Source organism: Achromobacter aloeverae, from assembly GCF_004121055.1.
Classification (GTDB): Bacteria; Pseudomonadota; Gammaproteobacteria; order Burkholderiales; family Burkholderiaceae_B; genus Bordetella_C; species Bordetella_C aloeverae.
Genome location: NZ_PYAL01000001.1, coordinates 1,493,790 through 1,518,793, shown reverse-complemented (window position 1 = coordinate 1,518,793; position 25,004 = coordinate 1,493,790). Strand labels below are relative to the sequence as shown.

At 67.7% G+C, this 25,004-nt stretch carries 26 protein-coding genes; 15 read left to right on the top strand and 11 right to left on the bottom strand.

All coding sequences use genetic code 11. The annotated features are described in order from the left end of the window. Positions 1 to 34: 34 nt before the first annotated feature. Positions 35 to 520 (top strand): homoprotocatechuate degradation operon regulator HpaR, encoded by a 486-nt coding sequence (hpaR, locus tag C7R54_RS06610; RefSeq protein WP_129149314.1) that lies wholly within the window; start codon positions 35 to 37, stop codon positions 518 to 520. Between the two features lie 143 nt (positions 521 to 663). On the opposite strand, the gene pcaC is transcribed toward hpaR, so the two are convergent. Then, positions 664 to 1,089: a 4-carboxymuconolactone decarboxylase gene (gene pcaC / locus C7R54_RS06605; protein WP_129149313.1), complete on the bottom strand. Its 426-nt coding sequence runs from the start codon at positions 1,087 to 1,089 to the stop codon at positions 664 to 666. A gap of 68 nt (positions 1,090 to 1,157) precedes the next feature. Then, complete coding sequence (locus C7R54_RS06600) at positions 1,158 to 2,384, bottom strand: MFS transporter (RefSeq protein WP_129149312.1); 1,227 nt, start codon at positions 2,382 to 2,384, stop codon at positions 1,158 to 1,160. 56 nt (positions 2,385 to 2,440) lie between these two features. On the opposite strand from C7R54_RS06600, the gene C7R54_RS06595 reads away from it, so the two are divergent. The 8 genes from C7R54_RS06595 to C7R54_RS06560 all read left to right on the top strand — a co-directional run bounded on the left by C7R54_RS06595 (position 2,441) and on the right by C7R54_RS06560 (position 10,509). Next, a complete protein-coding gene (locus C7R54_RS06595) occupies positions 2,441 to 3,349 on the top strand; it encodes a LysR substrate-binding domain-containing protein (RefSeq protein ID WP_129149311.1) in 909 nt (302 codons plus the stop codon). A 122-nt stretch (positions 3,350 to 3,471) separates the two neighbouring features. Further along, the gene (locus tag C7R54_RS06590; protein WP_192903599.1) at positions 3,472 to 4,452 is read left to right on the top strand and encodes a tripartite tricarboxylate transporter substrate binding protein; all 981 of its coding nucleotides are present in this window, start codon (positions 3,472 to 3,474) and stop codon (positions 4,450 to 4,452) included. A gap of 4 nt (positions 4,453 to 4,456) precedes the next feature. Next, on the top strand, positions 4,457 to 5,248 hold the full coding sequence (locus C7R54_RS06585) for a GntR family transcriptional regulator (protein WP_129149310.1): 792 nt from the start codon (positions 4,457 to 4,459) through the stop codon (positions 5,246 to 5,248). A gap of 16 nt (positions 5,249 to 5,264) precedes the next feature. Next, positions 5,265 to 6,536 carry an aconitase/3-isopropylmalate dehydratase large subunit family protein gene (locus C7R54_RS06580; RefSeq protein WP_129149309.1) on the top strand — a complete coding sequence of 424 codons (1,272 nt, stop codon included), beginning with the start codon at positions 5,265 to 5,267 and terminating at the stop codon, positions 6,534 to 6,536. A gap of 13 nt (positions 6,537 to 6,549) precedes the next feature. Beyond that, positions 6,550 to 7,101, top strand: a complete 552-nt coding sequence (locus tag C7R54_RS06575; protein WP_129149308.1) for a LeuD/DmdB family oxidoreductase small subunit — start codon at positions 6,550 to 6,552, stop codon at positions 7,099 to 7,101. Positions 7,102 to 7,227: 126 nt separating this feature from the next. After that, positions 7,228 to 8,091: an isocitrate lyase/PEP mutase family protein gene (locus C7R54_RS06570; protein WP_129149307.1), complete on the top strand. Its 864-nt coding sequence runs from the start codon at positions 7,228 to 7,230 to the stop codon at positions 8,089 to 8,091. 86 nt (positions 8,092 to 8,177) lie between these two features. After that, positions 8,178 to 10,199, top strand: coding sequence for a hypothetical protein (locus C7R54_RS06565; RefSeq protein ID WP_129149306.1), 2,022 nt, complete (start codon positions 8,178 to 8,180; stop codon positions 10,197 to 10,199). 106 nt (positions 10,200 to 10,305) lie between these two features. Further along, a complete protein-coding gene (locus C7R54_RS06560; RefSeq protein WP_129149305.1) occupies positions 10,306 to 10,509 on the top strand; it encodes a hypothetical protein in 204 nt (67 codons plus the stop codon). Between the two features lie 6 nt (positions 10,510 to 10,515). Here the strand turns inward: C7R54_RS06560 and C7R54_RS06555 are convergent, their stop codons facing one another. Next, complete coding sequence (locus tag C7R54_RS06555) at positions 10,516 to 11,061, bottom strand: low affinity iron permease family protein (RefSeq protein ID WP_129149304.1); 546 nt, start codon at positions 11,059 to 11,061, stop codon at positions 10,516 to 10,518. Between the two features lie 123 nt (positions 11,062 to 11,184). Next, complete coding sequence (locus tag C7R54_RS06550) at positions 11,185 to 12,288, bottom strand: DUF748 domain-containing protein (RefSeq protein ID WP_129149303.1); 1,104 nt, start codon at positions 12,286 to 12,288, stop codon at positions 11,185 to 11,187. Between the two features lie 405 nt (positions 12,289 to 12,693). Between C7R54_RS06550 and C7R54_RS06545 the strand changes: the two genes are divergently transcribed. Next, on the top strand, positions 12,694 to 12,939 hold the full coding sequence (locus C7R54_RS06545) for a hypothetical protein (RefSeq protein ID WP_129149302.1): 246 nt from the start codon (positions 12,694 to 12,696) through the stop codon (positions 12,937 to 12,939). Between the two features lie 92 nt (positions 12,940 to 13,031). Here the strand turns inward: C7R54_RS06545 and C7R54_RS06540 are convergent, their stop codons facing one another. Next, complete coding sequence (locus C7R54_RS06540; protein ID WP_129149301.1) at positions 13,032 to 13,274, bottom strand: hypothetical protein; 243 nt, start codon at positions 13,272 to 13,274, stop codon at positions 13,032 to 13,034. 260 nt (positions 13,275 to 13,534) lie between these two features. Between C7R54_RS06540 and C7R54_RS06535 the strand changes: the two genes are divergently transcribed. Next, a complete protein-coding gene (locus C7R54_RS06535) occupies positions 13,535 to 13,816 on the top strand; it encodes a hypothetical protein (RefSeq protein WP_129149300.1) in 282 nt (93 codons plus the stop codon). A gap of 27 nt (positions 13,817 to 13,843) precedes the next feature. Here the strand turns inward: C7R54_RS06535 and ypfJ are convergent, their stop codons facing one another. Next, complete coding sequence (gene ypfJ / locus C7R54_RS06530; protein ID WP_129149299.1) at positions 13,844 to 14,701, bottom strand: KPN_02809 family neutral zinc metallopeptidase; 858 nt, start codon at positions 14,699 to 14,701, stop codon at positions 13,844 to 13,846. A 63-nt stretch (positions 14,702 to 14,764) separates the two neighbouring features. Between ypfJ and C7R54_RS06525 the strand changes: the two genes are divergently transcribed. From C7R54_RS06525 to bamC, 4 genes are all read left to right on the top strand, one after another. Next, on the top strand, positions 14,765 to 15,391 hold the full coding sequence (locus C7R54_RS06525; RefSeq protein WP_129149298.1) for an L-threonylcarbamoyladenylate synthase: 627 nt from the start codon (positions 14,765 to 14,767) through the stop codon (positions 15,389 to 15,391). A gap of 3 nt (positions 15,392 to 15,394) precedes the next feature. Next, positions 15,395 to 16,042, top strand: coding sequence for a site-2 protease family protein (locus C7R54_RS06520; protein WP_129149297.1), 648 nt, complete (start codon positions 15,395 to 15,397; stop codon positions 16,040 to 16,042). 149 nt (positions 16,043 to 16,191) lie between these two features. Continuing rightward, a complete protein-coding gene (gene dapA / locus C7R54_RS06515; RefSeq protein ID WP_129149296.1) occupies positions 16,192 to 17,097 on the top strand; it encodes a 4-hydroxy-tetrahydrodipicolinate synthase in 906 nt (301 codons plus the stop codon). Positions 17,098 to 17,116: 19 nt separating this feature from the next. Next, complete coding sequence (gene bamC / locus C7R54_RS06510; RefSeq protein ID WP_129149295.1) at positions 17,117 to 18,265, top strand: outer membrane protein assembly factor BamC; 1,149 nt, start codon at positions 17,117 to 17,119, stop codon at positions 18,263 to 18,265. Between the two features lie 195 nt (positions 18,266 to 18,460). Here the strand turns inward: bamC and C7R54_RS06505 are convergent, their stop codons facing one another. The 5 genes from C7R54_RS06505 to C7R54_RS06485 all read right to left on the bottom strand — a co-directional run bounded on the left by C7R54_RS06505 (position 18,461) and on the right by C7R54_RS06485 (position 24,977). Next, complete coding sequence (locus C7R54_RS06505) at positions 18,461 to 18,892, bottom strand: carboxymuconolactone decarboxylase family protein (RefSeq protein ID WP_129149294.1); 432 nt, start codon at positions 18,890 to 18,892, stop codon at positions 18,461 to 18,463. Positions 18,893 to 19,166: 274 nt separating this feature from the next. Next, positions 19,167 to 19,385, bottom strand: coding sequence for an endopeptidase (locus C7R54_RS06500; protein WP_129149293.1), 219 nt, complete (start codon positions 19,383 to 19,385; stop codon positions 19,167 to 19,169). 309 nt (positions 19,386 to 19,694) lie between these two features. Further along, positions 19,695 to 20,876, bottom strand: a complete 1,182-nt coding sequence (locus C7R54_RS06495; protein ID WP_129149292.1) for a cupin domain-containing protein — start codon at positions 20,874 to 20,876, stop codon at positions 19,695 to 19,697. 17 nt (positions 20,877 to 20,893) lie between these two features. After that, on the bottom strand, positions 20,894 to 23,524 hold the full coding sequence (mutS, locus tag C7R54_RS06490; protein WP_420809123.1) for a DNA mismatch repair protein MutS: 2,631 nt from the start codon (positions 23,522 to 23,524) through the stop codon (positions 20,894 to 20,896). Positions 23,525 to 23,639: 115 nt separating this feature from the next. After that, positions 23,640 to 24,977: an ATP-grasp domain-containing protein gene (locus C7R54_RS06485; protein WP_129149291.1), complete on the bottom strand. Its 1,338-nt coding sequence runs from the start codon at positions 24,975 to 24,977 to the stop codon at positions 23,640 to 23,642. Between the last annotated feature and the right edge of the window lie 27 nt (positions 24,978 to 25,004).

Here is a 25,004-nt window from a genome sequence, read left to right as displayed (position 1 = left end):
GTGATAATCTGGAGCCCTCCCGCACAGGTCTCGAATGAGCAAGCCTTCCCTTCCGCAACAGTCCATGCGTTCCTTCGCGCGTTCCCTGCCCATGGCCCTGCTCAAGGCGCGCGAGTCGGTCATGGTGCGTTTTCGTCCGTCGCTGCGCGCGCACGGCCTGACCGAACAGCAGTGGCGCGTCCTGCGCGCCATGTCGGCGGCGGACCAGAGCTTGCGGCCCAGCGAGTTGTCGGGCATGACCTTCATCAGCATGCCCAGCCTGTCCCGCCTGCTGAAGACGCTGGAGGGCAGGGCGCTGATTACGCGCGGGCGCCACGAGACCGACCTGCGCGGCGCCGAGTTCGGCCTGACCCCGCAGGGCCTGGCCATCGTCGACGAGATCGCGCCCGAGTCGGAGACGATCTATGCCGAGATCGAACGCACGCTGGGCCAGGACAACCTGGAACAGCTTTATCGGGTACTGGACCAGGTGGTCCAGCGCCTGGGGACGCCGGACGCCGCCGACGCCGGGGGCGAGTAGCGGGAGGCGGTCCCGCCATCGGCGGACGAGAACGAACGGGCACGGATTAGAGCCGTCTAGCGCTGACTAGCGCGAACCACGGTGCCGGCCATGGCTCACGAAGGTGGCGGCTGGCGCGTCCGTGCCGCGCCGGCCCGCCAGTTTCAAGCGGATTGCTCTGGCGGTGGCGAGGTGTCTTGCGCATCCTGGGCCGCGAAGATTTCCTCGGCCGCGTGGAAGGCGGAGTTGGCCGCCGGCACGCCGCAATAGATGGCCGTCTGCAACAGCACTTCCTTGATTTCCTCGCGGGTGACGCCGTTGTTGCGCGCCGCGCGCAGGTGCAGCTTCAATTCTTCGCCGCGGTTCAGCGCGACCATCAGTCCTATCGTCAGCAGGCTGCGCGTGTGGCGCGGCAGGCCTTCGCGCGTCCAGATCTCGCCCCAGGCGTAGCGCGTGATGAGATTCTGGAATTCCTCGTTGACGGGCGTCAGGCGCTGCAGCGACCGGTCCACGTGCTGGGCGCCGAGGACTTCGCGCCGGACCTGCAGGCCGGCTTCATAGCGTTGGGTGTCGTTCTGGGGGGCGGTCAAGGGCGTCTCCGTGAGTCTGGGGGGTGTCGCGCAGTGTAGCGGGTGTGCCCCAGCCTGGCCGCCCTTGCTCAGGGCGTCGTATCCGGCGTATTGGGCGTACCGGACGTACCGGACGTACTGGACGTGCCCGACGTCCGGGGCGTCGCGGTCCGCACGCAGGCCAGCGCGGCCAGGGCCAGTAGCAGGGCGGGCACGGTGTAGATCCAGATGGGCGGGACCAGCGGCAGCACCAGGCCGGCCAGCAGGGGCCCGGTGCCGGCGCCGATATCTCGCCACACCGAACGCGCCGCCAGCGCCTGCACGCGTCCCGGCCCCGGCGTGCGCATGGCGACGATGGGCGGCAGCAAGGGCAGCTGCAAGGCCCGCAGCACGACGATGGCGGCGGCGCAGCTCCAGATCCAGCCCGCGCCGAAGCCCACCAGCACCACCGTGGTAAGCAGCGACAGGCTGACCAGCAGGCGTTCGGCGCCGAAACGTTCCGCCATCCGGCCGCCGACGGGGCTGAGCACGATCTCGCCCAGGTAGCGCAGGGCCAATACCGCGCCGGCGACGATGACGGAACCGGCCGGCATCAGGTCCTTGCCCAGGTAGGACAGGCCGATGATGAACAGGCCATCCAGGGTGAAGCCTTCGAGGAAGGACCACGTATCCAGGCTGCCCGGCAGCCGCAGGCGGCGCGAGGCAGCGGGCGCCGGGTGCGGCTGGGCGGGCAGGCCGCGCGCCGCGAGCACGCCGGCCAGCGAAGTCAGCGCCAGGAGGAAGAAGATCACGCGCGGTCCCCACATGTCGGCGAACCAGGCGCCCAGCGGCAGGGCAGCCACCGGCCCCATGGCGATGATGGCGCGCGAGCGGCCGTTGCGTCGCGCCGCGCCGCGCGGGTCGGCGGTGGCCATGGCTTGCGTGGAAAGGTTCAAGGCGGCGAAGGCCAGCCCCCACAGCAGGCGCAGCGGGACCAGCGCCCAGAAACCCGACAGGGTTGCGTAGCCCAGCGCGCTGATGGTCGCGGCGGCGGCGGCCAGCATGCAGGTCGGTCGGTCGCCGTGGCGGGCATAGAAACGCGCCACCCATCCGTAGCCGGCGATGCGCACCAGCCGGTTCGCCGCCAGCAGCATGCCCGCCTCGGGCAGCGTCACGCCGAACTGCGCGGCGTACATCGGCAGCAGCAGGTACAGCACGGTGTCGCCGGGAAGCGTAAGCGCCAGCGTGGTGGCGGCGCGGCGCGAATTCGCGTTGGTGTCGTTGGGGGGGTCGATAGGCGTGCCGGCCTTGGGGGGGAGGGCGTCTGCTTGGATCATGGTAGCTCTATCGTGCGCATATTTCAGGGCGATGACAAACGAAAATCGTGCCCTTCATGAGTGATAAAATCTCACGCATGTCCACCCACCTGCCCCTGAATGCGGTGCGCGCCTTCCTGGCCGCCGCGCGTCGCCAGAGCTTCACGTTGGCGGCCACGGACCTGCATGTCACCCATGGCGCGGTCAGCCGGCAAATCAAGAGCCTGGAGGCGTACCTGGGCGTGCCGTTGTTCGAGCGACGCGTGCGACAGGTGCGGTTGACCGCGGCGGGCCAACAGTTCCTGGCCGAAGCCGGCCCTGCCCTGGACCAGGTGGCGGCCGCGGCGCGCCAGGTGATGGCGCAGGCTTCGGGCCGCGCGGTCCGCATCAATGCGCGGCCGACCTTCGCGGTGCGCTGGCTGATTCCGCGCCTGTCCGATTTCGTTGCGCAATATCCGGGCATCGAGCCGCAGATCCTCACCAGTATCGCGCCGCCCAACGTATCCGAGGGCACTTACGACATCGCCATCCGGCGCGGCCTGGAGAACTGGCCGGATACGTTGAGCATGCACCCGTTCCTGGAGGACGAGGCGCTGCTGGTGGGCGCGCCGCGACTGATGCGCGGCGTCACCGAGCCGGCGGACTTGTCCACCTTGACGCTGCTGTCGGCCAAGACACGCAGGACCGATTGGGAGGACTGGAAAAAGCACGTGGGCATCCGGCGCCTGCGACCCGGGGCCCAGATCATGTTCGATCACTCCCATTTCGTGCTCCAGGCCGCCATCGACGGGCTGGGCTATACCATCGCGCCGGTCTCGCTGTTGGCCAATGACCTGGCCGAAGGACGGCTGGCCTGCCCCTTTCCGGACCTGCGCCTGCCCATGGGCCGTTACTACTACGGCGTCGATCCCTCGGCCAGCAGCGAAACGCATCTCTTCAGCCGCTGGCTGGACAGCCAGGCGCGCCAGGCCGCGGCGCCCGCCTGAGCCCGCGCCACCGCGCCGCACCAACCCCGGCCCATCATCCCGCATGCGAGGCCTGGGATTTCCCGGTTGTACGCTTTGCGGCCAAGTTGTATTCTTATCAATACAACCATACAGGAGACAACATGGCCTTTCCTCGCCGTGCCCTCATGCTCGCGGCCGTCTCGGCCGCCTCGGCCTTCATGGCGGCGCTTGCGCCGCTTTCCAGCGTCCATGCACAAGGCCAGCCCATCCGGCTCGTCGTCGGCGCACCGCCCGGCGGCACCACCGATACCGTGGCCCGCAATATCGGCGCCAAGATGGCCAAGGCGCTGGACCGCAATGTGATCGTCGAGAATCGCCCCGGCGCCGGCGGCAATATCGCCGCCGATTACGTGGCCAAGAGCGCCGCCGACGGCAATACGCTGCTGGTCAGCTTCACCAGCTTCTCGATCAACGCCAGCCTGTACAAGAACCTGCCCTTCGACCCACGCAAGGACTTCACGCCGATCAGCATGTTGGCGACCGTGCCCAGCGTGCTGGTGGTGCGCAAGGATTTTCCCGCCAATGACATGGCCGGGCTGATCCAGCAGGCCAAGGCCCATCCCGGCAAGTTCACCATGGCGCTGGGCGGCATCGGGTCGTCGCTGCACATGGCGGGCGAGCGCATGAAGATGATGGCGGGACTGGACATCGTCAACGTGCCGTACAAGGGCACGACGCCCGCCATCACGGACGTGCTGGGGGGCCAGGTGGACATGATGTTCGCCAGCACGCTGAACGCCTTGCCGCACATCAAGGCGGGCAACCTGAAGGCGCTGGGCGTGACCAGCAACAAGCCGCTGGCCGTGCTGCCCGACGTGCCGCCGATCGGCGCCGCGATCAAGGGCTTCGAATCCAATGCCTGGTTCGCGCTGTTCGGACCGGCCAAGCTGCCGCCGGAGACGCTGGAGAAGCTGAACGCCGCCGCGCGCAAGGCCGTGGCCGCGCCGGATTTCCAGCGCCTGCTGGAGCAGGAGTCGGCCCAGGCGGTCAGCAGCACGCCCGAAGACCTGAAGAAATTCGTCGACGAGGACATCGACCGCTACGCCGAAGTGGTCAAGGTCTCTGGCGCGAAACCGGAGTAGCGCCATGGCTGACGGCGCGAGTCCGCTTCCGCTCTATCACAAGGTCTACCTGCTGCTGCGCCAGCGACTGCTGGACGGCGACTTCGGCGCCGACGCGCCGCTGCCCGGCGAAAACGCGCTGGCCCAGGCCTACGGCGTGTCGCGCCTGACGGTGCGGCGCGCGCTGGACACGCTGGCGGCGGACGGCCTGGTGTCGCGGCAGCAAGGGCGGGGCACGTTCGCCCAGGCGCCCGCCGAGATGGCCACGCCGCAGCAGGGCGCCAGCGTCGACGCCTTGCTGATGCATCTGTCGCGCATGGGGATGCACACGCAGGTCAAGCTGCTGGCATTGGAAGTGGAACCCGCGTCGCCCACGGTGGCAGCCCGCCTGGAGGTGCCCGTGGGCGCGCCGGTGCACCGGTCGGTGCGCGTGCGCAGCTACCAGGACGCGGTGTTCTCGTATCTGCGGACCTACGTGCCCGACGCCATCGGCAAGCGCATTTCCCGCAAGGCGTTGGGCAGCAAGCCGCTGTTGCAGATCTTCGGCGACCTGGGCGTCCGTGTCATGGGCGCGGAGCAGACCGTGACCGCGGTCATGGCCGATCCCGACAGCGCGCGGGCGCTGGACGTCCCCGTGGCGTCCGCCCTGCTCAATATCCGTCGCCTGGTGCGCGATACCGGCGGTCGGCCGGTGGAATACCTGGACGCCCGCTACCGTCCCGATCGCTTCGAGTATCGCCTGGACATGCAGGCGCACGAAACGTCGGGTACGCCCGTCTGGCTGCCGGCGGCGCCCGCCGGCTCCGGACGTCGTTGACTTCGAGAGGTTCGATATGCTTGCACAGACCTTGGCCCAGAAGCTCCTGGCGGCCGCCAGCGGGCGCGCCGCCGTCGCCCCGGGCGATATCCTGACCTGCCGCGTCGACCTGGCGATGTTCCACGATTCCAGCGGCCCGCGCCGCCTGAAGCCCATGCTCGAAGCGCTGGGCACGGGGATATGGGACCGCGAGAAGGTCGTCCTGGTGATGGATCATTACGTGCCCGAGGCCGACGAGGAGTCGCGCCGCATCGTGCGCATCGCCCGTGAATGGGCGGTCGAGCAGTCCCTGCCCCATGTCTACGACAGCATGGGCATCTGCCATGTGGTGGTGCCGGAGCACGGGCATATCCGGCCCGGCATGCTGTGCGTGGGCGGCGACTCGCACTCGCCGACCGGCGGCGCTTTCGGCGCCTACATGTTCGGCATCGGCAGCACCGAGATGCTGGGCGTGGTCGCGACCGGCGAGATCTGGGTCCAGGTTCCCCGGACCTTGATGATGCGCTGGGATAACGCGCTGGCGCGGGGCGTGACGGCCAAGGACATGATGCTGCACATGATAGGCCGCTTCGGCATGAACGGCGGCGAGTACCAGGCCGTGGAGTTCTGCGGCGACGCGGTGCGCGCCCTGTCCATGCAGGAGCGCATGACGTTGTCGAACATGTCGGCGGAGATCGGCTCGCAGGTCGGCCTGGTGGCGCCCGACGAAAAGACCGTCGCCTACCTGGCGCAGGCGGGCGTCGCGCAGGCCGCGGATATCGATGTCGGCCGTTGGCAATCCGATCCGGATGCGCCGGCCGAACACTACGCCTTCGACGCCGCCACGCTGGCGCCGCACGTGGCGGCGCCCCACAGCCCCGCCAATTCGCGTCCGATCGGCGACTACGAGCCGACCGCGATGCAAGTGGCCTATATCGGCGCCTGCACCGGCGCGAAGCTGGAAGACCTGCGCGCCGCCGCGCAGGTGCTGAAGGGCCGGCGGGTCGCGCCTGGCGTGACGCTGATGGTGGCGCCGGCCAGCGCCCGCGCGCAGCAACAGGCGGCCGAGGAGGGCACGCTGGGCGTCCTCACCGAGGCGGGCGCGCAGCTGCTGCCCAATTCCTGTGGCGCCTGTTCCGGCTATGGCGGCTCGATCCCGGAAGGGGCGAACGTCGTGGCGTCGACCGCGCGCAATTTCCAGGGTCGGATGGGCGCGCGCACGGCGCGGGTCTATCTGGCTTCCCCCTATACGGTTGCCGCCGCCGCCGTCGCCGGCCGCCTGGCGGATCCGCGCGACATGCTGGCCTGAAAGGAGTAGCGCGATGAATGGCAAGAATCCCGCCCCGTCCGGTACCGCAACGCCGGCGCGGCGCCACCGTGTGTGGCGCCTGGGCGCCGATGTCGATACCGACCAACTGGCGCCCGGCGCCTACATGAAATTCAGCATCGAGGAAATCGCCCGCCATTGCCTGGAGCGGGTGCGTCCCGAGTTCGCCGCGCAAGTGCGACCCGGCGATGTGATCGTTGCCGGGCCAGGCTTCGGCATCGGCTCGTCGCGCGAGCAGGCGGCGGCCGCGCTGGTGACGCTGGGGGTGAGCGCGGTGATCGCGCCCAGCTATAGCGGCCTGTACTTCCGCAACGCCTTCAATGTCGGGCTCATGCTGCTGACCTGCGCCGACGCCGAGACGCTGGCCGAAGGCGAGCACGTCGCGCTGGACCTGGAGGGCAGCCGGGTGGTGCGCGACGATGGCGGCGTCTTGCCCTGTGCGCCGATTCCGGCGTTCCTGCGCGATATGGTGCAGGCCGGCGGCCTGTTGCCGCAACTCAAGCGGCGCCTGGCCGATGGTACCTTGCAGGCCCACCCCATGCGGTGACGATCCCGTCGCGGCGGGAAGCGCGCCCGCAAGGCGCGTCCCGCCGCCGCTTCCCGGTGCCGTTTCCGAGGCGGCGCCCACGGGGCGCAGCCGCGGCTGGGCACCCTACAACATCGATACGAGGGCATGATGCCTGATACGCTCAAGCAGAAAATCAACAGTGGCCAGTGCGTGCTGGCTCCGGGCATCTACGACGCCTTCTCCGCGTTGATCGCGGAGCAGGCGGGTTTCGACGCCTTGTACCTCTCGGGGGCGTCCATCGCCTATACACGGCTGGGACGGTCCGATGTCGGCCTGACGACCTACAGCGAAGTCGAGCAGACGCTGGCGCGCATCACGGAGCGCGTGCGCACGCCTGTCATCGTCGACGGCGATACCGGCTTCGGCAATGCATTGAACACGCAGCGCACCGTGCGAGGTTTCGAGCGCGCCGGCGCGGCCATGATCCAGTTGGAAGACCAGGGCTTTCCCAAGCGCTGCGGCCACCTGGCGGGCAAGACCGTGGTGCCGGTGGGCGAAATGCGCGGCAAGCTGCGCGCGGCCCTGGATGCGCGCCATAGCGCCGATACCTTGATCCTGGCGCGTACCGACGCGGTGGCCGTGGAGGGGCTGGAGGCGGCCCTGGATCGCGCGGAGCAGTATCGCGAGTGCGGCGTGGACGCCGTTTTCGTCGAGGCCTTGCGCACGGATGAACAGATGGAAGCCGCCTGCCGGCGCTTCAGGGGCAAGGTGCCGCTGCTGGCGAATATGGTCGAAGGCGGGCTGACGCCGGTCAAGAGCGCCGCCGAGCTGGGCGCCAAGGGTTTTTCCATCGTCATCTTTCCGGGCGGCACGGCGCGGGCAGTGTCCTTCATGCTGCAACGCTATTACGGCAGCCTGCGCGAGCATGGCAGCACGGCGCCCTGGCGCGACGCCATGCTGGACTTCGACCAGCTCAATGCGTTGATCGGGACGCCCGAGTTGCTGGAGCAGGGCAGGAAGTACGAATAGGCGGCAGGCCGCCGCGCGGGCGGGAACCTTAAGGACAGTTCCGCCACCGACTCGGATCTTTCTCAATTGGAACGGGAGAAATCGGAGTGGGAAATTCGCTGACCATGTGCTTGGCGCCGTCGGGGAACGAGGCGTTTGAAAGCTATGGGCTGGCCACTGTCCAGGCACAAGACCAGGATGCCCGCGGCCCACTGGTTCGCGCCGGACAGCCGCGCGCGCATCGTCGCCTCGCCCGCGCCGAAAGCCAGCCTCTGGCGTCGGCATATGGGGACGGCGCCTATGCGCGGGTAAGTTTCGGGCTGGACGCCACCCGGTCCGCCGGCCGCGGCTATCCCGCGCCGTCAACGCCTGGCGAAACACGATTTCGTATCCACGTCCGGCTTTCCGGCTCGGGAACGGAGGCAATCGCCTGGGATGCCGAGCGCCGGCATCTCTTCTACCTGCTGCCGCAGCCACAAACGCATCGCGGCGATGCATTCGTGCGCGAACCCTATACCTTCGAACGATCCGAGCCACTTCACAATGGCGCCTTTGGTTCGCCGGCCGAATATCGCGTCCTTGACGTGGGGCGCCGCTGCGCCGTGGTGGGGCGCCCCGACGCCCGATTCGAGTTGGCTATCAATTTCAGCCCTGCCGGCGAACCCGTCTCTTCGCCTGTGCGTGCCTACGTGGCGCCGGAGGCGCGCCTGGGCAAGGGACTCGCATGGTATGCGGTCCAGGGACGCCCCGTCGGGGCCATAACGGGGATCGGATGCTGCGCCTATCCTCTGGTGGATGGGGCGGGGGAGGGGCGCGCGACGCCGGCCAGGCCGCCGGTCTACACGGTGATCGCCGACTGGATGTCGGGTAAAAGCGAGCCCGAATTGGCCCGGCTGATGCTCAGGGCGCGCGGCAGGAGTCCCGACGAGGTCCGCGACCTGGTCAACGGCCGCAAGTGGACCGATATCGACGGCTGCATGCGGGCCCATGAATGGGGCGACATCCAGCGTGAAACCCTGTCGCCATCCTTGTCGCATGGCCAGGTACGACAGCGTATCCGCGCGCTGCTGGATAAACCGGGCGTGGACAGCGTCATGGTCCAGATCGGTGTACGCGCCTTCGTCCTCGACGCCTATGCGCGTGCGGACGATATGGATGGCGCTGGCGCCGCCGCTTACTTGATTCATCTTTACCAGCCCCGGTCGGGTGACGTGCATACGATCAGGGACCACGCCGAGCTGTGGATGGGCGACGGGACCAGACCGGGGACGACGCCGGTCGACGATGCCGCCTGTTATTTCGGCAATGCGGATCTCGACTATGCCTTGCTGTACGTGGATACCTCCGCCAGGCCGTCCGGTGGTGGGTTTGCCGCCAGGGCCGGCGGGCCGCGGCGCGTGTACTGGCATGTGTCGGCCCCCTCGGTTTCGGCAGGCGTTCCAGCCGCCCCAGCCGCTCCAAGCGTCCCAACCGCGGCACGGCGGTTCTCCATCGAGCGCCTTTTGGCCCAGGCCGCATTGATGGAGGACCTGGACGATCCTCCCATCGTGGTCTGCTACCACGTGGACGCAGATCGCCGCCCCGATCATCATGCCTTGGATTACCGAGCTTATTTTCTCGGGAAAGCCATGGGCCATGCGGACTGGCTGGTCGTTTCGGACGACGATGCGCAACCCGAGAGCTACCGCAAGACGCCCCACCAATTGTGCCAGTTGATGCTGGCCTTGAAGGGCCAGGACCACAAGGGCGGGCTTGCGTATCTGAAGCAGTATGACTGCAAGTGGCCGGATCCGCTTCCCTCCGCACCCTTGCCCGCGATGTCCCGGTTCGACCTGGCCACGGAAATCCGCAGCTATCTCCAGGAGCATCGCAGCATCGTCCTGCAAGTCGGCGCCAGGGCGATGGTGATGTCATCGGGCGGTATCGGAGAGCAACTCGGCCGCGATGGGCTCACCATCCTGGATCCTTCGACGCAACGTTATCTGGCGACTTTCGGCGCGCAGCTGGATGACGCGCTCCTCCAACTTTTTCCGCCCGATTCAGGTGATGGCAACAGCGAGGAACCTCTCTACCGCGACTGCATGGTGAGCTATCTGGGCTCCGTGAATCGTGGCTATGAGAGCGAATGAGCGCAGGATCGGTCCTTGCGCGATGCCGTGCGCGGCGGCCCTTCCGGCAAGGTATGGAAGTTGCAGTCCGGGGGAATTTTCCCGCCGTCGTCATAGGAGACCAGCCATGAAGCCAACCGACAATCGTACGCCGGGCCTGCCCGAAAATCCGGACATCCCCGTGCCGCATACGCCAGACCCCGCAACGCCGCCCGGCTTGCCCGACATCGACCTTCCGCCGGACGGGCGCCCCGCCGGTGACGGCCAGCCCAAGTCGCCGCCGCTGCCCACGCCCCGCCCCGCCGCTCCCGACGCAGGATGGGTGGCCTGACCCGTTCTATGGCGCCGGTTCGTCGCCCATGTGGCGCGCCTGGGCGGCGCGGCGATGCGCGCGGGCGCGCTCCGCCAACTGCCGGTAGCGGTCGGCGATTTCATCCAGTTCCGCGTCGTCCAGTTCTTCGATATGCACCAGCCGATTGTCGGCTTGAGCGATCGCGCACAGCAGTTCGTCCAGCTTCAGGTGCACGGCATGGCTGTCCTTGTTCTGGCTTTGCTGGATCAGGAAGACCATGAGGAAAGTGACGATGGTGGTGCCGGTGTTGATGACCAGTTGCCAGGTCTCGGAGTAGCCGAAGAAGGGGCCTGTAATCGCCCACACCAGGACCAGCCCGAAGGCGATGCCGAACACCAGGGGCGATCCGGTCCATGACGTGACCTTGTTGGCAAAGCGCTCGAACAGCGCGTGCACGGGGGAGGCGTGACCGGGGCGCAGCCCCAGGCGCCTGGGCGAAGGTTCGCTTTTGCGCCCCGTGCGCCGTTGCGCATTTCCGGAGCGGGCTGGATGGTTTTCCCCATCCTGGGACGAAGGGCGCAGTGTCTTCATGTCTTGCATCCGAAACCAGGGACAGCTCCCTTGGAGCAAGGACTGTGCCAGCCGCTGCGCCACCCTATGCCGGCCCCATGCTCCCTTATGCCCACCCGCGCGGCATCCCCGTGCCGCGCCCTCCTACTTTCCAAACAGACTGTCCAAGGCGTTGCCCAGGCCTTTGACCGCCTCGCCCACGCCGCCGGCCACGCCTTCCACGCTGATGCCCAGCGCCTTGGCGAAACCGGCGGTGACGCGCGTCGCCAGGCTTTCATCCATCGAGAACTTGGGATCGTGCAGGTTGCCGGTGATCGAGAAATCGAAGCTGACCTTGCCCTTGCTGTTTTCCATCGCGGCCAATACGGCCTTGCGCGGCAGCGCGAGCAGGGGGGCATCGCCCTCGGCGAACTTGAGATCGGTCAGCGTCATGCGGCCCTGCGCGCGCAAGCGCTCTTTTTCAACCTCGGTCCGCATGTCCAGGTCCATCGCGCCGCCGGCGAGGGCCGCGGGCGAACGGCGTTGCAGATAGGGCGCGAGCAGGGTGACGTCCGCGCTGCGCAAGCGAAGCTGGATATCGGCATCGTGGCTGGGCAGGGCCACCCAGCCATCGAGCTCCATCTTGCCACGCCGGTTCTTGCCCACCATCAGCCCTTGCGCGTGCAACTGCGTATGGAGATTGACGGGCGGCTGCCGGATGGGGCCGATGTCGGCATTCAATTCATCCAGCGGCACGCGATAGGGCGGGGTGGCGATCGTGGCGTCATAGAAGTCCACATGGCCGTTGCGTAATTCCAGTTTTTCGATATTGACCGTGCGTCGGCGCGGCGTGCCGCCCTGGTCGCCGGACGCCGCATCGCCGGAGGATGCTTCGTTGCGGTGTTCGCGCAAGGTGGGCATGTACCGGATGGCGCCGTCGCGGGGCCGCAGGACGGTCAGGTAGTAGTCGTTCACCGTGACCCGTTCCAGCGAGATTTCATCGGACAGCAGCGACCGCCAGCGGGGGACGATTACCACGCGCGCGGCGCGTAGCGTCTGGCGCGCCGGCCAGTCCGGGGGCGCGCCGATATCCACATTCTCCAGCACGATTTCGGCCAGCCCGACGTGGATTTGCTCGGCACGGCCCTGCTCGCCCAGCACGGCATTGATGCGCGTGACGACCATATGCATCGCCAGGGCCGCCGCCGTCGCCACGAGCGCGACGATGATGACCAGGGTGAACAGGGTGATCTTGACGGGCTTGGTCATGGGGTCTTCTCATTTGCCATGCATGGGCTGCGTGATATTGCCGACTGAGGTTGCTACCTGAGGTCGCCACCCGAGGTCGCCACCTGAGGTCGCCAACTGAGGTTGCTACCCGGGGTCGCTACCCGGGGTCGCTGCCACGGCGCGCTTCGCACAGCTTGGCACGGCAAGGGCGCGCCGCCAAGCCGGACGGAAGTCGCAATCCGGACGTGCCGGCGATGTAACGGCAGTGCGCGCACCATACGCATGGTCGGGAGCCGCCTGGCGCCATGTTAGGATGCGCGGGCTTCGCCGGCCTTGCGGCCAGTCCTGCGGCGCTTGCACGAGGACGTTCCGTGGATGTCCCGCTATCGCGCGCCACATGGGCTACACCGTCCGCCGGCACAGGCTTAGACTAGCGAGGAAATCATGGATACCGATGAAAAACTGGCCTTGGTCGCGCAGACCATCGCTCATCAGGGCGGACAAATCAGCGCCCTGGCCAGCGCCTTGTTGTGCACGCTGCATGTCGCGCGCGGCACGCCGGGCTTGAGCGAAGCGATCGAGGCGCGCCTGGCGCAAAACCATGCCAGCCTGCTGGCCCGATCGGAAAGCCAGCAGTACTTGGCGGGTTTCGAGGGAATGCGCGAGCAGATCGCAGCGGCGCTGAAGTAAACCGCATCGGGGCCATGGCAAGGGCCGGCGGCCATGGACCCATGCGCCCGCGCCGGTCGCGCGGCCAGGTCCGCGGGCTTGGCCCTGCCACTTCAATGGGGTTTCACTGCCTGGCTGGCGCCTTCGCCAGGCAAGAGCGCATCCAGGATGGAATCGCCAAACGCCTCGCCCAGGCCGATCGCGCGCCTGCCGGCTGGCGTCACCGCCAGGCCCGGCATGCCAGGCTGGCGCGCCAATAGCCCCCGTTCCAGTAATAGATCCGTATGCGGGTTGTCCGCTACCGGGCCGCCGGCGTGTATGGCCTTGAGCACCTTGAGTTGTTCACGAGTCAGCATATGAGTCTCCGAGCGGGCGTGGCGGTGGAACAACGTCTGCTCCCATGTCCACTCCGTACCCTGTTTTTGCGGAAAGTTGCCGCATTTTCCATGCCCAGCCATGGTTCCATAGCGGCGCGAGCCCGGCCCTATTTTCCGCGCGCGCGCTTTCTCCCCTGCGGGTTAGTACTGCTTAACCTTTGGTAATTACTGCGTTACAAAATATTCCGCGTATTGTCATGACACGCGGCTATGCTCCTTAAAACGCGAGGGGTCTTGTAGTGCATCAGAATCACGCCATTTACAAAGGTTTCCGCCTGACCGCCAAGGTAGCGCGGGGTTTGCAGAGCACCGATCACGTCAGCCAGGCATCAGGCGCGCCCGTCTTCACCGCCGTCGTGGAGGTGGTTCCCGCCTCGCTGCAACATGAGGACGCCGATACCTATCCCATCCCGTGCTTCGTCGATGGGGGCTTTGTCTACAGTCCGGCCGAGGCCGTGCACGCCGCCGTATCGCACGGCCGCGAAATCGTCGATGCCTTGACGGGGTTCCCGACGCGCTGAGCCGCGCCGGGATTCAGGATCGAGGCGCTACAGCTGGCTGGCGCCGAAGGTATCGCACTGCTTGATATCGCCGGTGTCCAGGCCGCGCTTGAACCAGCGTACCCGCTGCGCCGAGGTGCCGTGGGTGAAGGTATCGGGCACGACGTAGCCCTGGCTGCGCTTTTGCAGGCGATCGTCGCCGATGGCGCTGGCGGCGTTCAAGGCCTGCTCCACGTCGCCCTGTTCGAGAATGTGGCGGGCGCTGTCGGCGTGCTTGGCCCAGAGGCCGGCGAAGCAGTCCGCCTGCAATTCCAGCCGTACCGACAGCGCATTGCCCTGCGACGGATTCTGCCGGCGCAACTGGTCGACGCGGTCCGAAATGCCCAGAAGGTGTTGGACGTGATGGCCGACCTCATGCGCGATGACATACGCTTGCGCGAATTCGCCAGGCGCCTGGAAGCGGCGCTTCATCTCGTCGAAAAACGACATGTCCAGGTAGACCTTGCTGTCCCCGGGGCAGTAGAAGGGGCCCATCGCGGATTGGCCTGTGCCGCAGGCGGTGGGCGTGGCGCCGGTGTACAGCACCAGCTTGGGATCGACGTAGGGCGTATTGCCGAACTGCTTGAACAACTGGGTCCAGGTGTCCTCGGTTTCGCCCAGCACCTTGGCCACGAAGCGCGCCCGGCTGTCGTCGGCGGGGGGCGCATGCGCCGGCGCCTGCTGCTGCTGGGTCGGCGCGCCGCCGCCCGCCAGTTGCAGGATGATGCGAGGGTCGACCCCGAAATACATGGCCACCAGGGCCAGCACGATGGTGCCTATGCCTATGGTGCCGCGCCCGCCTATCATCGGGCCGGAGCCGCGGCGGTCTTCCACATTGTCGCTTTCGCGGGAATCGTCCAGGCGCATGAGTCTTCTCCTTCAGGCATACGCACGCGCGGATGCCGCAATACGGGATGTTAGGATAATCGCATGGCGCAATTTTTCTCCGTACACCCCGCGAACCCCCAGCCCCGCCTGTTGAAGCAGGCCGCGCAATTGCTGCGCGACGGCGGGCTGGCCGCCGTTCCCACCGATTCAAGCTACGCGGTCATCGCGCGGCTGGATGACAAGGCTGCCGCCGATGGCCTGCGCCGCTTGCGCGGGCTGGACGAGCGGCATCATCTTACGCTGATCTGCCGGGATCTGGCCCAGATCGGCCATTTTGCCAGGGTCGACAACCGGCAGTACCGCCTTCTGAAGGCGGCTACGCCGGGGCCCTATACCTTTATCCTGGAAGCCACGCGCGAGGTGCCGCGGCGGGTTTCCCACCCTTCGCGCAAGACCATAGGCATCCGGGTGCCCGAGCATCCGGTCACGCTGGGCCTGCTGGAATTGGTCGGCGAACCCTTGCTGTCGACCACCCTGATTCCCGAGGGCGAGACGGACGCGCTCAATGACGGCGAACTCATCCGCGAGCGCTACGAGCACGACCTGGCCGCGGTGATCGACAGCGGCGCCTGTCCCAAGGAGTCCACCACGGTCATCGACCTGACGGGCGACGATCCCCAGGTGCTGCGCCTGGGCCGCGGCGATCCCGCCCTGCTGGGAATCGGCTGATCCATGAACGATCTCATCCAGTCGATCGCCATCTACGCGATCCCGGTCATTTTCGCGATCACCCTGCATGAAGCGGCGCATGGCTACGCGGCGCGCGCGCTGGGCGATCCAACCGCCTGGCAGATGGGACGGATCAGCTTGAACCCGGCCCGCCATATCGACCCCGTGGGCACCCTGCTGGTGCCCTTGCTGATCCTGCTGGCCTCCAAGCTGCTGGGCAGTCCCGGCCTGTTGTTCGGCTGGGCCAAGCCGGTGCCGGTGGACTTCGGGCGCCTGCGCCGTCCCAAGAAGGACATGCTGTGGGTGGCCGCGGCGGGGCCCGGCGCCAATCTGCTGATGGCCATCCTGTGGGCCATCATCCTGCGCCTGCTCTCCCAGGCGGGCGGCCTGGACGGGTTCTGGCTGAAGATGGCGTACGGCGGCGTGAAGGTCAACCTGGTGCTCATGGCGCTGAACCTGTTGCCGCTGCTGCCGCTGGATGGCGGACGCATCGTCTTCAGCCTGCTGCCGCACAAGCTGGCCTGGCAGTATTCGCGCATCGAGCCCTACGGCACGCTGATCGTGCTGCTGCTGTTGTTCAGCGGATCCTTGAGCTACTTCCTGCACCCCTTCCTGGCGCTGGGCGGGGCCATCGTCAGTTGGTTCCTGTAAGAATTTTCCTATGAGCGCATCCAAAATCGGCAGCTTTCTCCACGATTGCGGGTTGCTCTCTAGGAATTTCGGCCGTATCCGGTAAACTCCCGGGTTTTACGGATTACGGCCGCGGGCAATCCCGTCCCCGGCACAGGAGCCCCTTCACGATGGCATCCTCGGCAAACGCCGCTGGCGTAACTTTTCAGGGCAGCATGGTGGCCCTGGTCACCCCTATGCATCCGGACGGAACGCTGGATTACGCCAGCTACCGCAACCTGATCGACTGGCATGTGGCCGAAGGCACCGACGCCTTGGTCGTGGTCGGCACCACCGGCGAATCGCCCACCGTGTCGATGGACGAACATGCCGAATTGATCCGTGTGGCGGTGGAGCATGCGGCTGGCCGTATCGCCGTCATCGCCGGCGTGGGCGCCAACTCCACGGACGAAGCCATCCACCTGGCCCGCCACGCGAAGTCCGTGGGCGCGCAAGCCGGCCTGTCCGTCGTCCCCTACTACAACAAACCCAGCCAGGAAGGGCTGTATCGCCACTTCCGCGCGATCGCCGAGGCGGTCGACCTGCCGACCGTGTTGTACAACGTGCCGGGCCGCACCGTGGCCGACATGAGCAACGAGACGGTGCTGCGCCTGGCCCAGGTGCCGGGCATCATCGGCATCAAGGACGCCACCGGCGACATCGCGCGCGGCGCGCTGCTGTTGCGCGAGGCGCCGGCCAGCTTCCAGGTGTTCAGCGGCGACGATCCCACGGCGGCCGCCCTTATCCTGCTGGGCGCGCGCGGCAATATCTCGGTGACGGCCAACGTGGCGCCGCGCCTGATGCGCGATCTCTGTGCGGCGGCGCTGGCCATGGACGTCGCCAAGGTACGTGAACTTAACGCTCGCCTCGCGCGTCTGAACAAGGCGCTCTTCGTCGAGGCGAACCCAATTCCCGTGAAGTGGGCCTTGGCAAAACTGGGGCGCATGCCCCTAGGCTATCGCCTGCCGCTGGTTGAACTTGGCGACCAGCATCACGCGACGGTTCAGGCCGCGCTCCAGGACGCTGGTCTGCTCTAAAGGATTTATGAGGATACGTATGAACAAGCGCCATGCCGGCCTGTCGGCATTGATTACCCTGGCCTTGCTGGCCGGTTGCAGCGAAGTGAATCAGTTCCTGGGTAAAGAAGAATCGATCGACTACAAGAGCGCCAGCGCCCAGCGTGTCGACCCGCTCAGCATCCCGCCCGACCTCACCCAAGCCGCCAACGACCCGCGCTATCGCGCGCCGACCACCGGGTCGACCACGTACTCGCAATACCAGGCGCAATCGCAGGCCCAGGCGATGGACAAGGCCAGCAATGCCTCCGTCAACACCGGCGTGCTGCCGCAGCGCTCCGACATGCATGTCGAGCGTGACGGCGACCTGCGCTGGCTGGTGATCGACGCGCCGCCGGAGAAGTACTTCCCCCGGATCGTGGACTTCTGGACCGAGAACGGCTTCACCATCCAGACCAACAATCCGGCCGCCGGCCTGATCGAGACGAACTGGGCGGAGAACCGCGCCAAGATTCCGGAAAGCTGGCTGCGCCAGGCCCTGGGGCTGCTGATCGAGCAGGCCTACGATAGTGGCGAGCGCGAGAAATTCCGTACCCGCGTCGAGCGCGTCAACGGCCATACCGAGATCTATGTCAGCCACCAGCACATGGTTGAAAAGGTGCTGGGCAACGCCAACACGGATCCCTCCAACACGCAGTGGACCTTCGGCAAGGAAGACCCGGGCCTGAACGCCGCCATGCTGGCGCGCATGATGGTGTTCCTGGGCACCGATACGGACAAGGCCAAGACGCTGGTGGCCAATGCCGAACAGGCGCCGCAGCGTCCGCAGGTGCAGGACGTGCGTGCCGATGGCGCCTTGCTCAGCGTCAATGAGTCCTTCGATCGCACGTGGCGCCGTGTGGGCGTGGCGCTCGATTCGGGCGGCTTCACGGTGGATGACCGCGACCGTTCGGCTGGCGACTACTTCGTTCGCTACGTCGATACCGACACGGGTATCCAGAACGAACAGCCTGGCTTCTTCGGCCGCCTGTTCTCCAGCAGCGACAAGAAGGCGCAGGCGCCGCAATACCGCGTGCACCTGGCCGGCCAGGGCGATACCACGCAGATCACGGTGCTCGACACCAACGGCCAGCGTGACAATACGCCCACGGCGCAGCGTCTGCTGGGCGTGCTGCGGGACAAGATGTAAGTGACGTGACGCCGCTCCGGTCAACGGGGCGGCATGCGGGGGCAAGGCGGCGACATGCCGTCCGGCCCGCGCGTGTAAGCGATGCAAGTAGCGACGGGCCGCTCCCTGGTGACAGGGGAGCGGCCCGTTGCGTTATGGGTATGGGGGGCGCTGGCTCCAGGGCGGCGCCGCACTGGTTCCCCGCTGATACCGGTGTTACTGACGCAAGCCTATCGCCATGCGGTTGAACGCGCTCATCAACGCGATGGCGAAGCAGAGGTCGGAGATCTCGGCATCGCTGAAATGCGCCTTGAGTGGCTCGAAGTCCTCATCGGGGGCGTGCGTGTGGGCGACATCGACCAGCGATTCCGTCCAGGCCAGGGCCGCGCGCTCGCGCTCGTCGAAATGTCCGCTGACGCGCCAGCCCGCCACGCCGTCGAGCTTGGCCGCCGGCATGCCGCCGGCGCGCAAGGACCCCGTGTGCATCTCCAGGCAGAAGGCGCAGCCGTTGATTTGCGAGATCCGCAGGTAGACCAGTTCCACCAGTTGCTTGCCCAGGCTGCTCTTGGAGAGGGCCTTCTTCGTGGCGATGAAGCCGGCATAGGCTTCGGGGGAGAGGGTGCTGTAGGGAAGGCGCAGGGTGCTCATGGAACGGCTCCGCAATAGGTTCAGGGTGTGCGCGCGGGCTTGCCGTCATGGCTGCCGGCCACGCGATGGCACCACTGTAGGCAATTCATGTCTCAGCGAATAGGTGCAAGATTTGCTTGATGGACTAGGACATGCTGGAGAAGCCAGTGTGCCCGAGCGTGCGCTTACCCTGGCGAAAAAAGGCCCCGCGCGGCCCCCACAAGCCGGACGGGCGTCCGGGCTTGCTTCGAGGGTCGGGCGGGGCCTGGGGGCAGGGCGAGCCTGCCGCGGCCGCTTACTTGGGCGCGGCCGGCGTGGTTGTGCCGCCCGTGGAGGGCGCCGGCGTCATGGCGCCGCCCGCGGCCGGGGGCGTGGTGGTGGACGGCGCGGTCGTCGACGGAGCGGTGGTCGAGGGCGTCGAACCACCCGCTGCCGGCGCCGTGTCTTCTTTCTTGTTGCAGGCCGTCAGCGAGACGGCAAGGACGGACGCGAGGATCAGGGTTTTACTCAACATGAGCGGTTCTCCTTTTAATGAAATCGATCGACGGTCTTCCGCGCCGCGAGCCAGCGACCGCGGGAGTCGATATTTCAGGCTAAAGGAAAGGGCTGAGGGATTGAGTAGGAAAATTAAAGCTTCCTCGTCCCAAAGGAAAAAGGCCTTGCTGCACTGTGTCGTTTTTTTCCTGATGTGACGAATCCGCCTTATCCGCGGGGCTGTGTTCCGTCTGGATACCTCCTGCCCTTGCAGCGAACCGCGTTCTCTGGACCCGTCGATCTGTTGGTGCCGGCGGGGAGGCGATGTCGCCTTCCCCGTCGCCAGGCGTCACGCTTCGACGTAACGCAGCCAGCCGTCGTCCAGCCACTCGGCGAGCAGGTCCTGCTCCGCGGCGCTGGGCCGCGCGCTGGCGCAGTCGATGGCGCGGTCGTCGGCAAGGCGGCGCATCAGCGTCGAGGCCGGGACCGGCGCCACTTCGCCATTGACGAAGAGTTGGCGCTGGCGGTACAGCATGCGGCTGCGCCGGTCCAGTACCAGGCGGCCGCCGGCGGGCCAGGCGGTCGCAAGATCGACCTCTTCGGGCGGCAGCCCGTCGAATACGGCATTGGCCGCGGGTTCGGTCAGCCAGCAGCCCAGGAAGCGCGTTGCCAGCGCCTGGTCGAAACGCAGTTTGCCGACCGCGGCCAGCGCCGCGTCGACCAGCGATTCCGGCAGCGCGGCGGGCTGGGCCACGGCGGGCTGGCCCGGGTCGCGGTAGACGCCTTGCAGATCGGGACCGGGCAGCGGCGGTTCGGCGTAGGGGCCCGCGGGTTGGCCGGCGCGCGCCAACACCTGTTCGGCCGCGGCTTCGAGCATGCCGCGCGCCAGCACCGCCTGGCTGGGCGAGCGAAAGCCGATGGATATCGTCATGCAGTCGCCCAGCGCGATGCCGTCGTGCGCCACTTGCGGCGGCAGGTACAGCATGTCGCCCGGCGCCAGCACATGGTTCTCCTCGGGCCGGAAGTCGCGCAGGATGCGCAGCGGCAGGCCGGGTTCCAGGCTGAGGTCGCGCTGGCGGCCGATGCGCCAGTCGCGCTGGCCCACCGCCTGCAGCAGGAATACGTCGTAGCTGTCGAAATGCGGACCCACGCCCCCGCCGTCGGTGGCGATGCTGATCATGATGTCATCCAGCCGCGCGTCGGGAATGAAGCGGAACTGCTGCATCAGCGCCGCCGCGGCGTCGTCATGCAGGTCCACGCCTTGCACCAGCAGCGTCCATCCCGGTTCGCCGGCCTTGGGCAGGCGGGCGAAGGGCCCATGTTCCATCTGCCAGGCGCCGTTCTCGCGCCAGATCAGGCGCGCTTCGACATCATCGTTGCGCGCCAGGCGCTTGATGCCCGCAATGGTGAGCGGAGGGCGGAAGGCGGGGATGGCCTGGCGGATCAGCAGCGGCTTGCGCTGCCAATAGCGGCGCATGAAGTCCGCGGGCGTGCGCCCGCCAAGGAGTTGCAAGGGGGTATCGGGGTTCATGGCGGTCCTGGCCCGGCTTAGCGCACGGCGGCCTTCAGGCGATAGAGGGCGTCCAGCGCCTCGCGCGGCGTCAGACTGTCTGGGTCGATGGCAGCCAGTTCGTCGCGCAGCGCGGCCAGCGCTTCCTGGTCCGCGTCCGCGTCGGCCTGGGCGGATGCGGCGGCATCGGCTTGCGCGGCGGCGGCGAACAGGCCCAACTGGGGCGTCGGGGCGCCCTGCGCCTCCAGCCGTTCGAGTTCGCGCGTGGCCTGGCGGATGACGGCGGGCGGCACGCCGGCGCGCTGCGCCACCTGGATGCCGTAGCTGCGGCTGGCCGGGCCTTCGCGCACTTCGTGCAGGAAGACGATGCCGTTGGCGGATTCGGCCGCCGCCAGGTGGACGTTGGCCGCGGTCGGCTGTTCGGCCGGCAGCCGGGTGATTTCGAAGTAGTGGGTGGCGAACAGCGTCAAGGCCCGATTGTGCGTCAGCAGGCGCAGGGCGATGGCCCAGGCCAGGGCCAGGCCATCGTAGGTCGACGTGCCGCGGCCGATCTCGTCCATCAGCACCAGGCTGGCGGGGGTGCTGGCGGCGAGAATGGCGGCGGCCTCGGTCATCTCCATCATGAAGGTGGAGCGCCCGCCCGCCAGGTCGTCGGCGGCGCCGATGCGGGTGAAGATGCGGTCGATGCGGCCGATGCGCGCGCGCGTGGCCGGTACGTAGCTGCCGGTGCGGGCCAGCAGCACGATCAGCGCGATCTGGCGCATATAGGTCGATTTACCGCCCATGTTGGGGCCGGTGATCAGCAGCATGCGGCGGGTCGCGTCGAGACGGCAGCCGTTGGGCGTGAAGCGCTCGATGGCGCGTTCGACCACCGGATGGCGGCCGGCGTCGATCTCGATGTCCGCATCCTCGGCCAGTTCGGGCGCGCACCAGGCGTGGCGCCTGGCGTGGTCCGCCAGCGCCGCCAGGCAATCGAGCTCGGCCAGCGCGCCGGCGCATTCCGCCAGCGCGCGCACATGCGCCGCCAGCGCATCCATGACCTGTTCGTACAGCCATTTCTCGCGCGCCAGCGAGCGGTCCTGCGCCGACAGCACCCGGTCTTCCCACGTTTTCAGTTCGGGCGTGATGTAGCGTTCGACGTTCTTCAGCGTCTGGCGGCGGCGATAGTCCTCCGGCACCTTGTCGGCCTGGCCGCGGCTGACTTCGATATAGAAGCCGTGCACGCGATTGAATTCCACGCGCAGATTGGCGATGCCGCTGCGTTCGCGCTCGCGGGCTTCCAGCTGGACCAGGAAGTCGCCGCCGTCGGTGGCCAGGGCGCGCAGTTCATCGAGGTCGCCGTCGTAGCCGGCCGCGATGACGCCGCCGTCACGGACGGCCGCAGCCGGTTCGGCGGCGATCGCTTCCTGTAGCAGGTGGGCGATGGCGGGGTCCAGGTCCAGCCGCCCCGCCAGCTCGGCCAGGCGCGGCGAGCGGGTCAGCGGTTGCACTGCCTCGCGCAGCGCGGGCAGCGCCAGCAGGGCGTCGCGCAGGCTGGCCAGTTCGCGCGGGCGCACCGAGCGCAGGGCCACACGCGTGGCAACCCGTTCGAGATCGGGATAGCGTTCCAGGGCGTCGCGCAGGGTTTCCAGCGGCGTGGCCGAGGCATAGCCGGCGCCATCGTCCATGCGGTCGGCCAGCATTTCGGCGATCGCCGTCTGGCGCGCCACCACCGGCGCGTTCTCGCGCAGCGGATGGTGCAGCCACCGCCGCAGCAGGCGGCTGCCCATGGGGGTGCGGCAGCCGTCCAGCACGGAGAACAGCGTGGGCGCTTCCTCGCCCGACAGCGTCTGGGTCAGTTCCAGGTTGCGCCGGGTGACGGGGTCCAGCAGGACGAACTCGCCCAGCCGCTGCGCGCTCAGGCTCTGGATATGGGACAGTCCCTGCGATTGCGTGCGCGCGGCATAGCGCAGCAGCGCGCCGGCGGCGCAGATGGCGGCCGGCATGTCCTCGACATCGAAGCCGGCCAGGTTGTCGGTTCGGAAGTGGGCCAGCAGATGCTGGCGCGCGCCATCGCTTTCGAAATGCCAGTCCGGTACCCGGGTGCGGGCGCCGTCGAAGCTGAAATCGCAGTCGGCGCCATCGGCGTAGATGAGCTCGGCCGGGGCGATGCGGTGCAACTCGGATTCGAGCTGCGCCGGCGCGCACTCGGTCACGTGGAAGTCGCCGCTGGCCAGGTTCAGCCAGGCGAGGCCGGCACGGGGCGTACGACCGCCGCTGATGTGAACGGCGGCCAGCGAACGGTCCGCCTTCGCGGGCAGCAGGGCTTCGTCGGTGAGGGTGCCGGGTGTGACGATGCGCACGATGCGCCGTTCCACCGGGCCCTTGCTGGCGGCCGGGTCGCCGATCTGTTCGCAGATGGCGATCGATTCGCCCAGTGCGACCAGGCGGGCCAGGTATTGCTCCATGGCATGGACAGGCACGCCCGCCATCGGGATGGGCTGGCCCGCCGAACTGCCCCGCTTGGTCAGGGTCAGGTTCAGCAGCCGCGCGCCGCGCTCGGCATCGTCGTAGAACATTTCATAGAAATCGCCCATCCGGTAGAACAGCAGCAGCGGACCCGCCTCGGCCTTGAGGCGAAGATACTGCTGCATCATGGGAGTATGGGCGGCTTCTGCGTGTTGCGACATCGGGATCCGGTTCTGTCTTGCGGGGTGGGGGGACGAACGCCCCCCCGGTTTGCAATGGACCTAGATTGTAGCGAGCCTTGCGGCAGGGCCGCGGCCTTCCCCCGGGGTCTTTTGTTCACGCCGCTGCGCGCGGGCCGGCGGCGCGTTTACGCAGCATGTCCTGGAACGCCGCGAAGATGCGGCGCATGTAGGGGGCTTTATAAGGGAAGATGTCTTCCGGATCCATGGCGTGGACGATGCCGCAGGTGTCGCCTTCGAAGACCAGCAATTGGCCGTCCGGAGTTTCCGCGCAGTCCATGACGAAATAGTCCAGGCCGACCCGGCGATGGATAGCCGCGAAGGCGTCGGCGTGGCGGGCGCCGAAACCGCTGTCGAAACCCTGCATCTGCGCGCCTTCCTCGGCGCGGTTGGCGGTGTTTTCCAGCATGTCCGCGTTCAGGTAATGCACCATCCAGCGCGGCGAGATGCCCAGGTGGCCCAGGAAAGGCTGCCCGTCCACCATGACCACGCGGTATTTGCGGAAGAGGCCGTCGGCGCTGCGGTAGTCGACGAACTCCGAGAGGTAGAACTCGGCGGAGGGCGTGGCGCCATCGTCCTCCGCGGCGTCGGGCGGCGGCACGGATGCCGGCGTGGACGTCGGCGCGGGCGCCGCGCCGGCGGGGCCCGCCGCGTCGCGGGCGGCCAGGTAGGCGGCGAGGTCAGCCGGCCGGGCTATTTTCTCCAGGCCGTGGCCTGCGTGGGAATCCAGCGGCCGCACCAGCACGGGATAGTCCACGCCGGGCAGCAGGTCTGCAGGACGGACGTGGCCCCGGGCCAGGGCGTCCAGGTCGGCACGCGTGGCGCGCCGGATGCGCGGCATGATGATGCCCGCGGCATCGCGCAGGGCCTCGCCCAGGCCGTCGCGGGACGTCTTGAGCACGTGCTCGGGCCGGTTCAGCACCGGACGATGCCATAGTGAGACGGGCTCTTGCAGCGCTTCCAGCAGCGGCCGGTTCGCGCTCGATTCGCCGACTGCCACGATCAGCGCGTCATGCTCGGGCAAGTGTTGCGGCGCCGGTATGCCTTCACCCACATAAAGAATGTCCAGCGCGATGTCGGAATCGGCGATCAGGAATTCCAGCGGCGTATTGGCGAGGAAATCGCCGCAGGCGACCAGGGCCAGCAGCCGCAGCGTCGCGGGCTGGCGGGCGGCGGGCATGTGATACAGCGGCTGTGCCTGTACCGCGTGCCGCTGCAAGGCCATCGCGGTGTCGTGCTGGCCCAGCAGCAGCAAGGTCATGGACAGGTCCAGCGCGGCATTGGCGTCGTCGGCGTCCTGCTGGGCGCGGGCCAGCAATTGCCGGCGCAGGCTGTCGAGGTCGCCTTGCTGGAAGGCGTAGGTGATCAGGCGCGCCTTGCCGATCAGGTCGGGGCGGGCGGTGGCCGCCGCGCCGGCGGTTGGCGCGCGGCGCATATCAGTGTCCAGGGGGGGCGTTGCGGC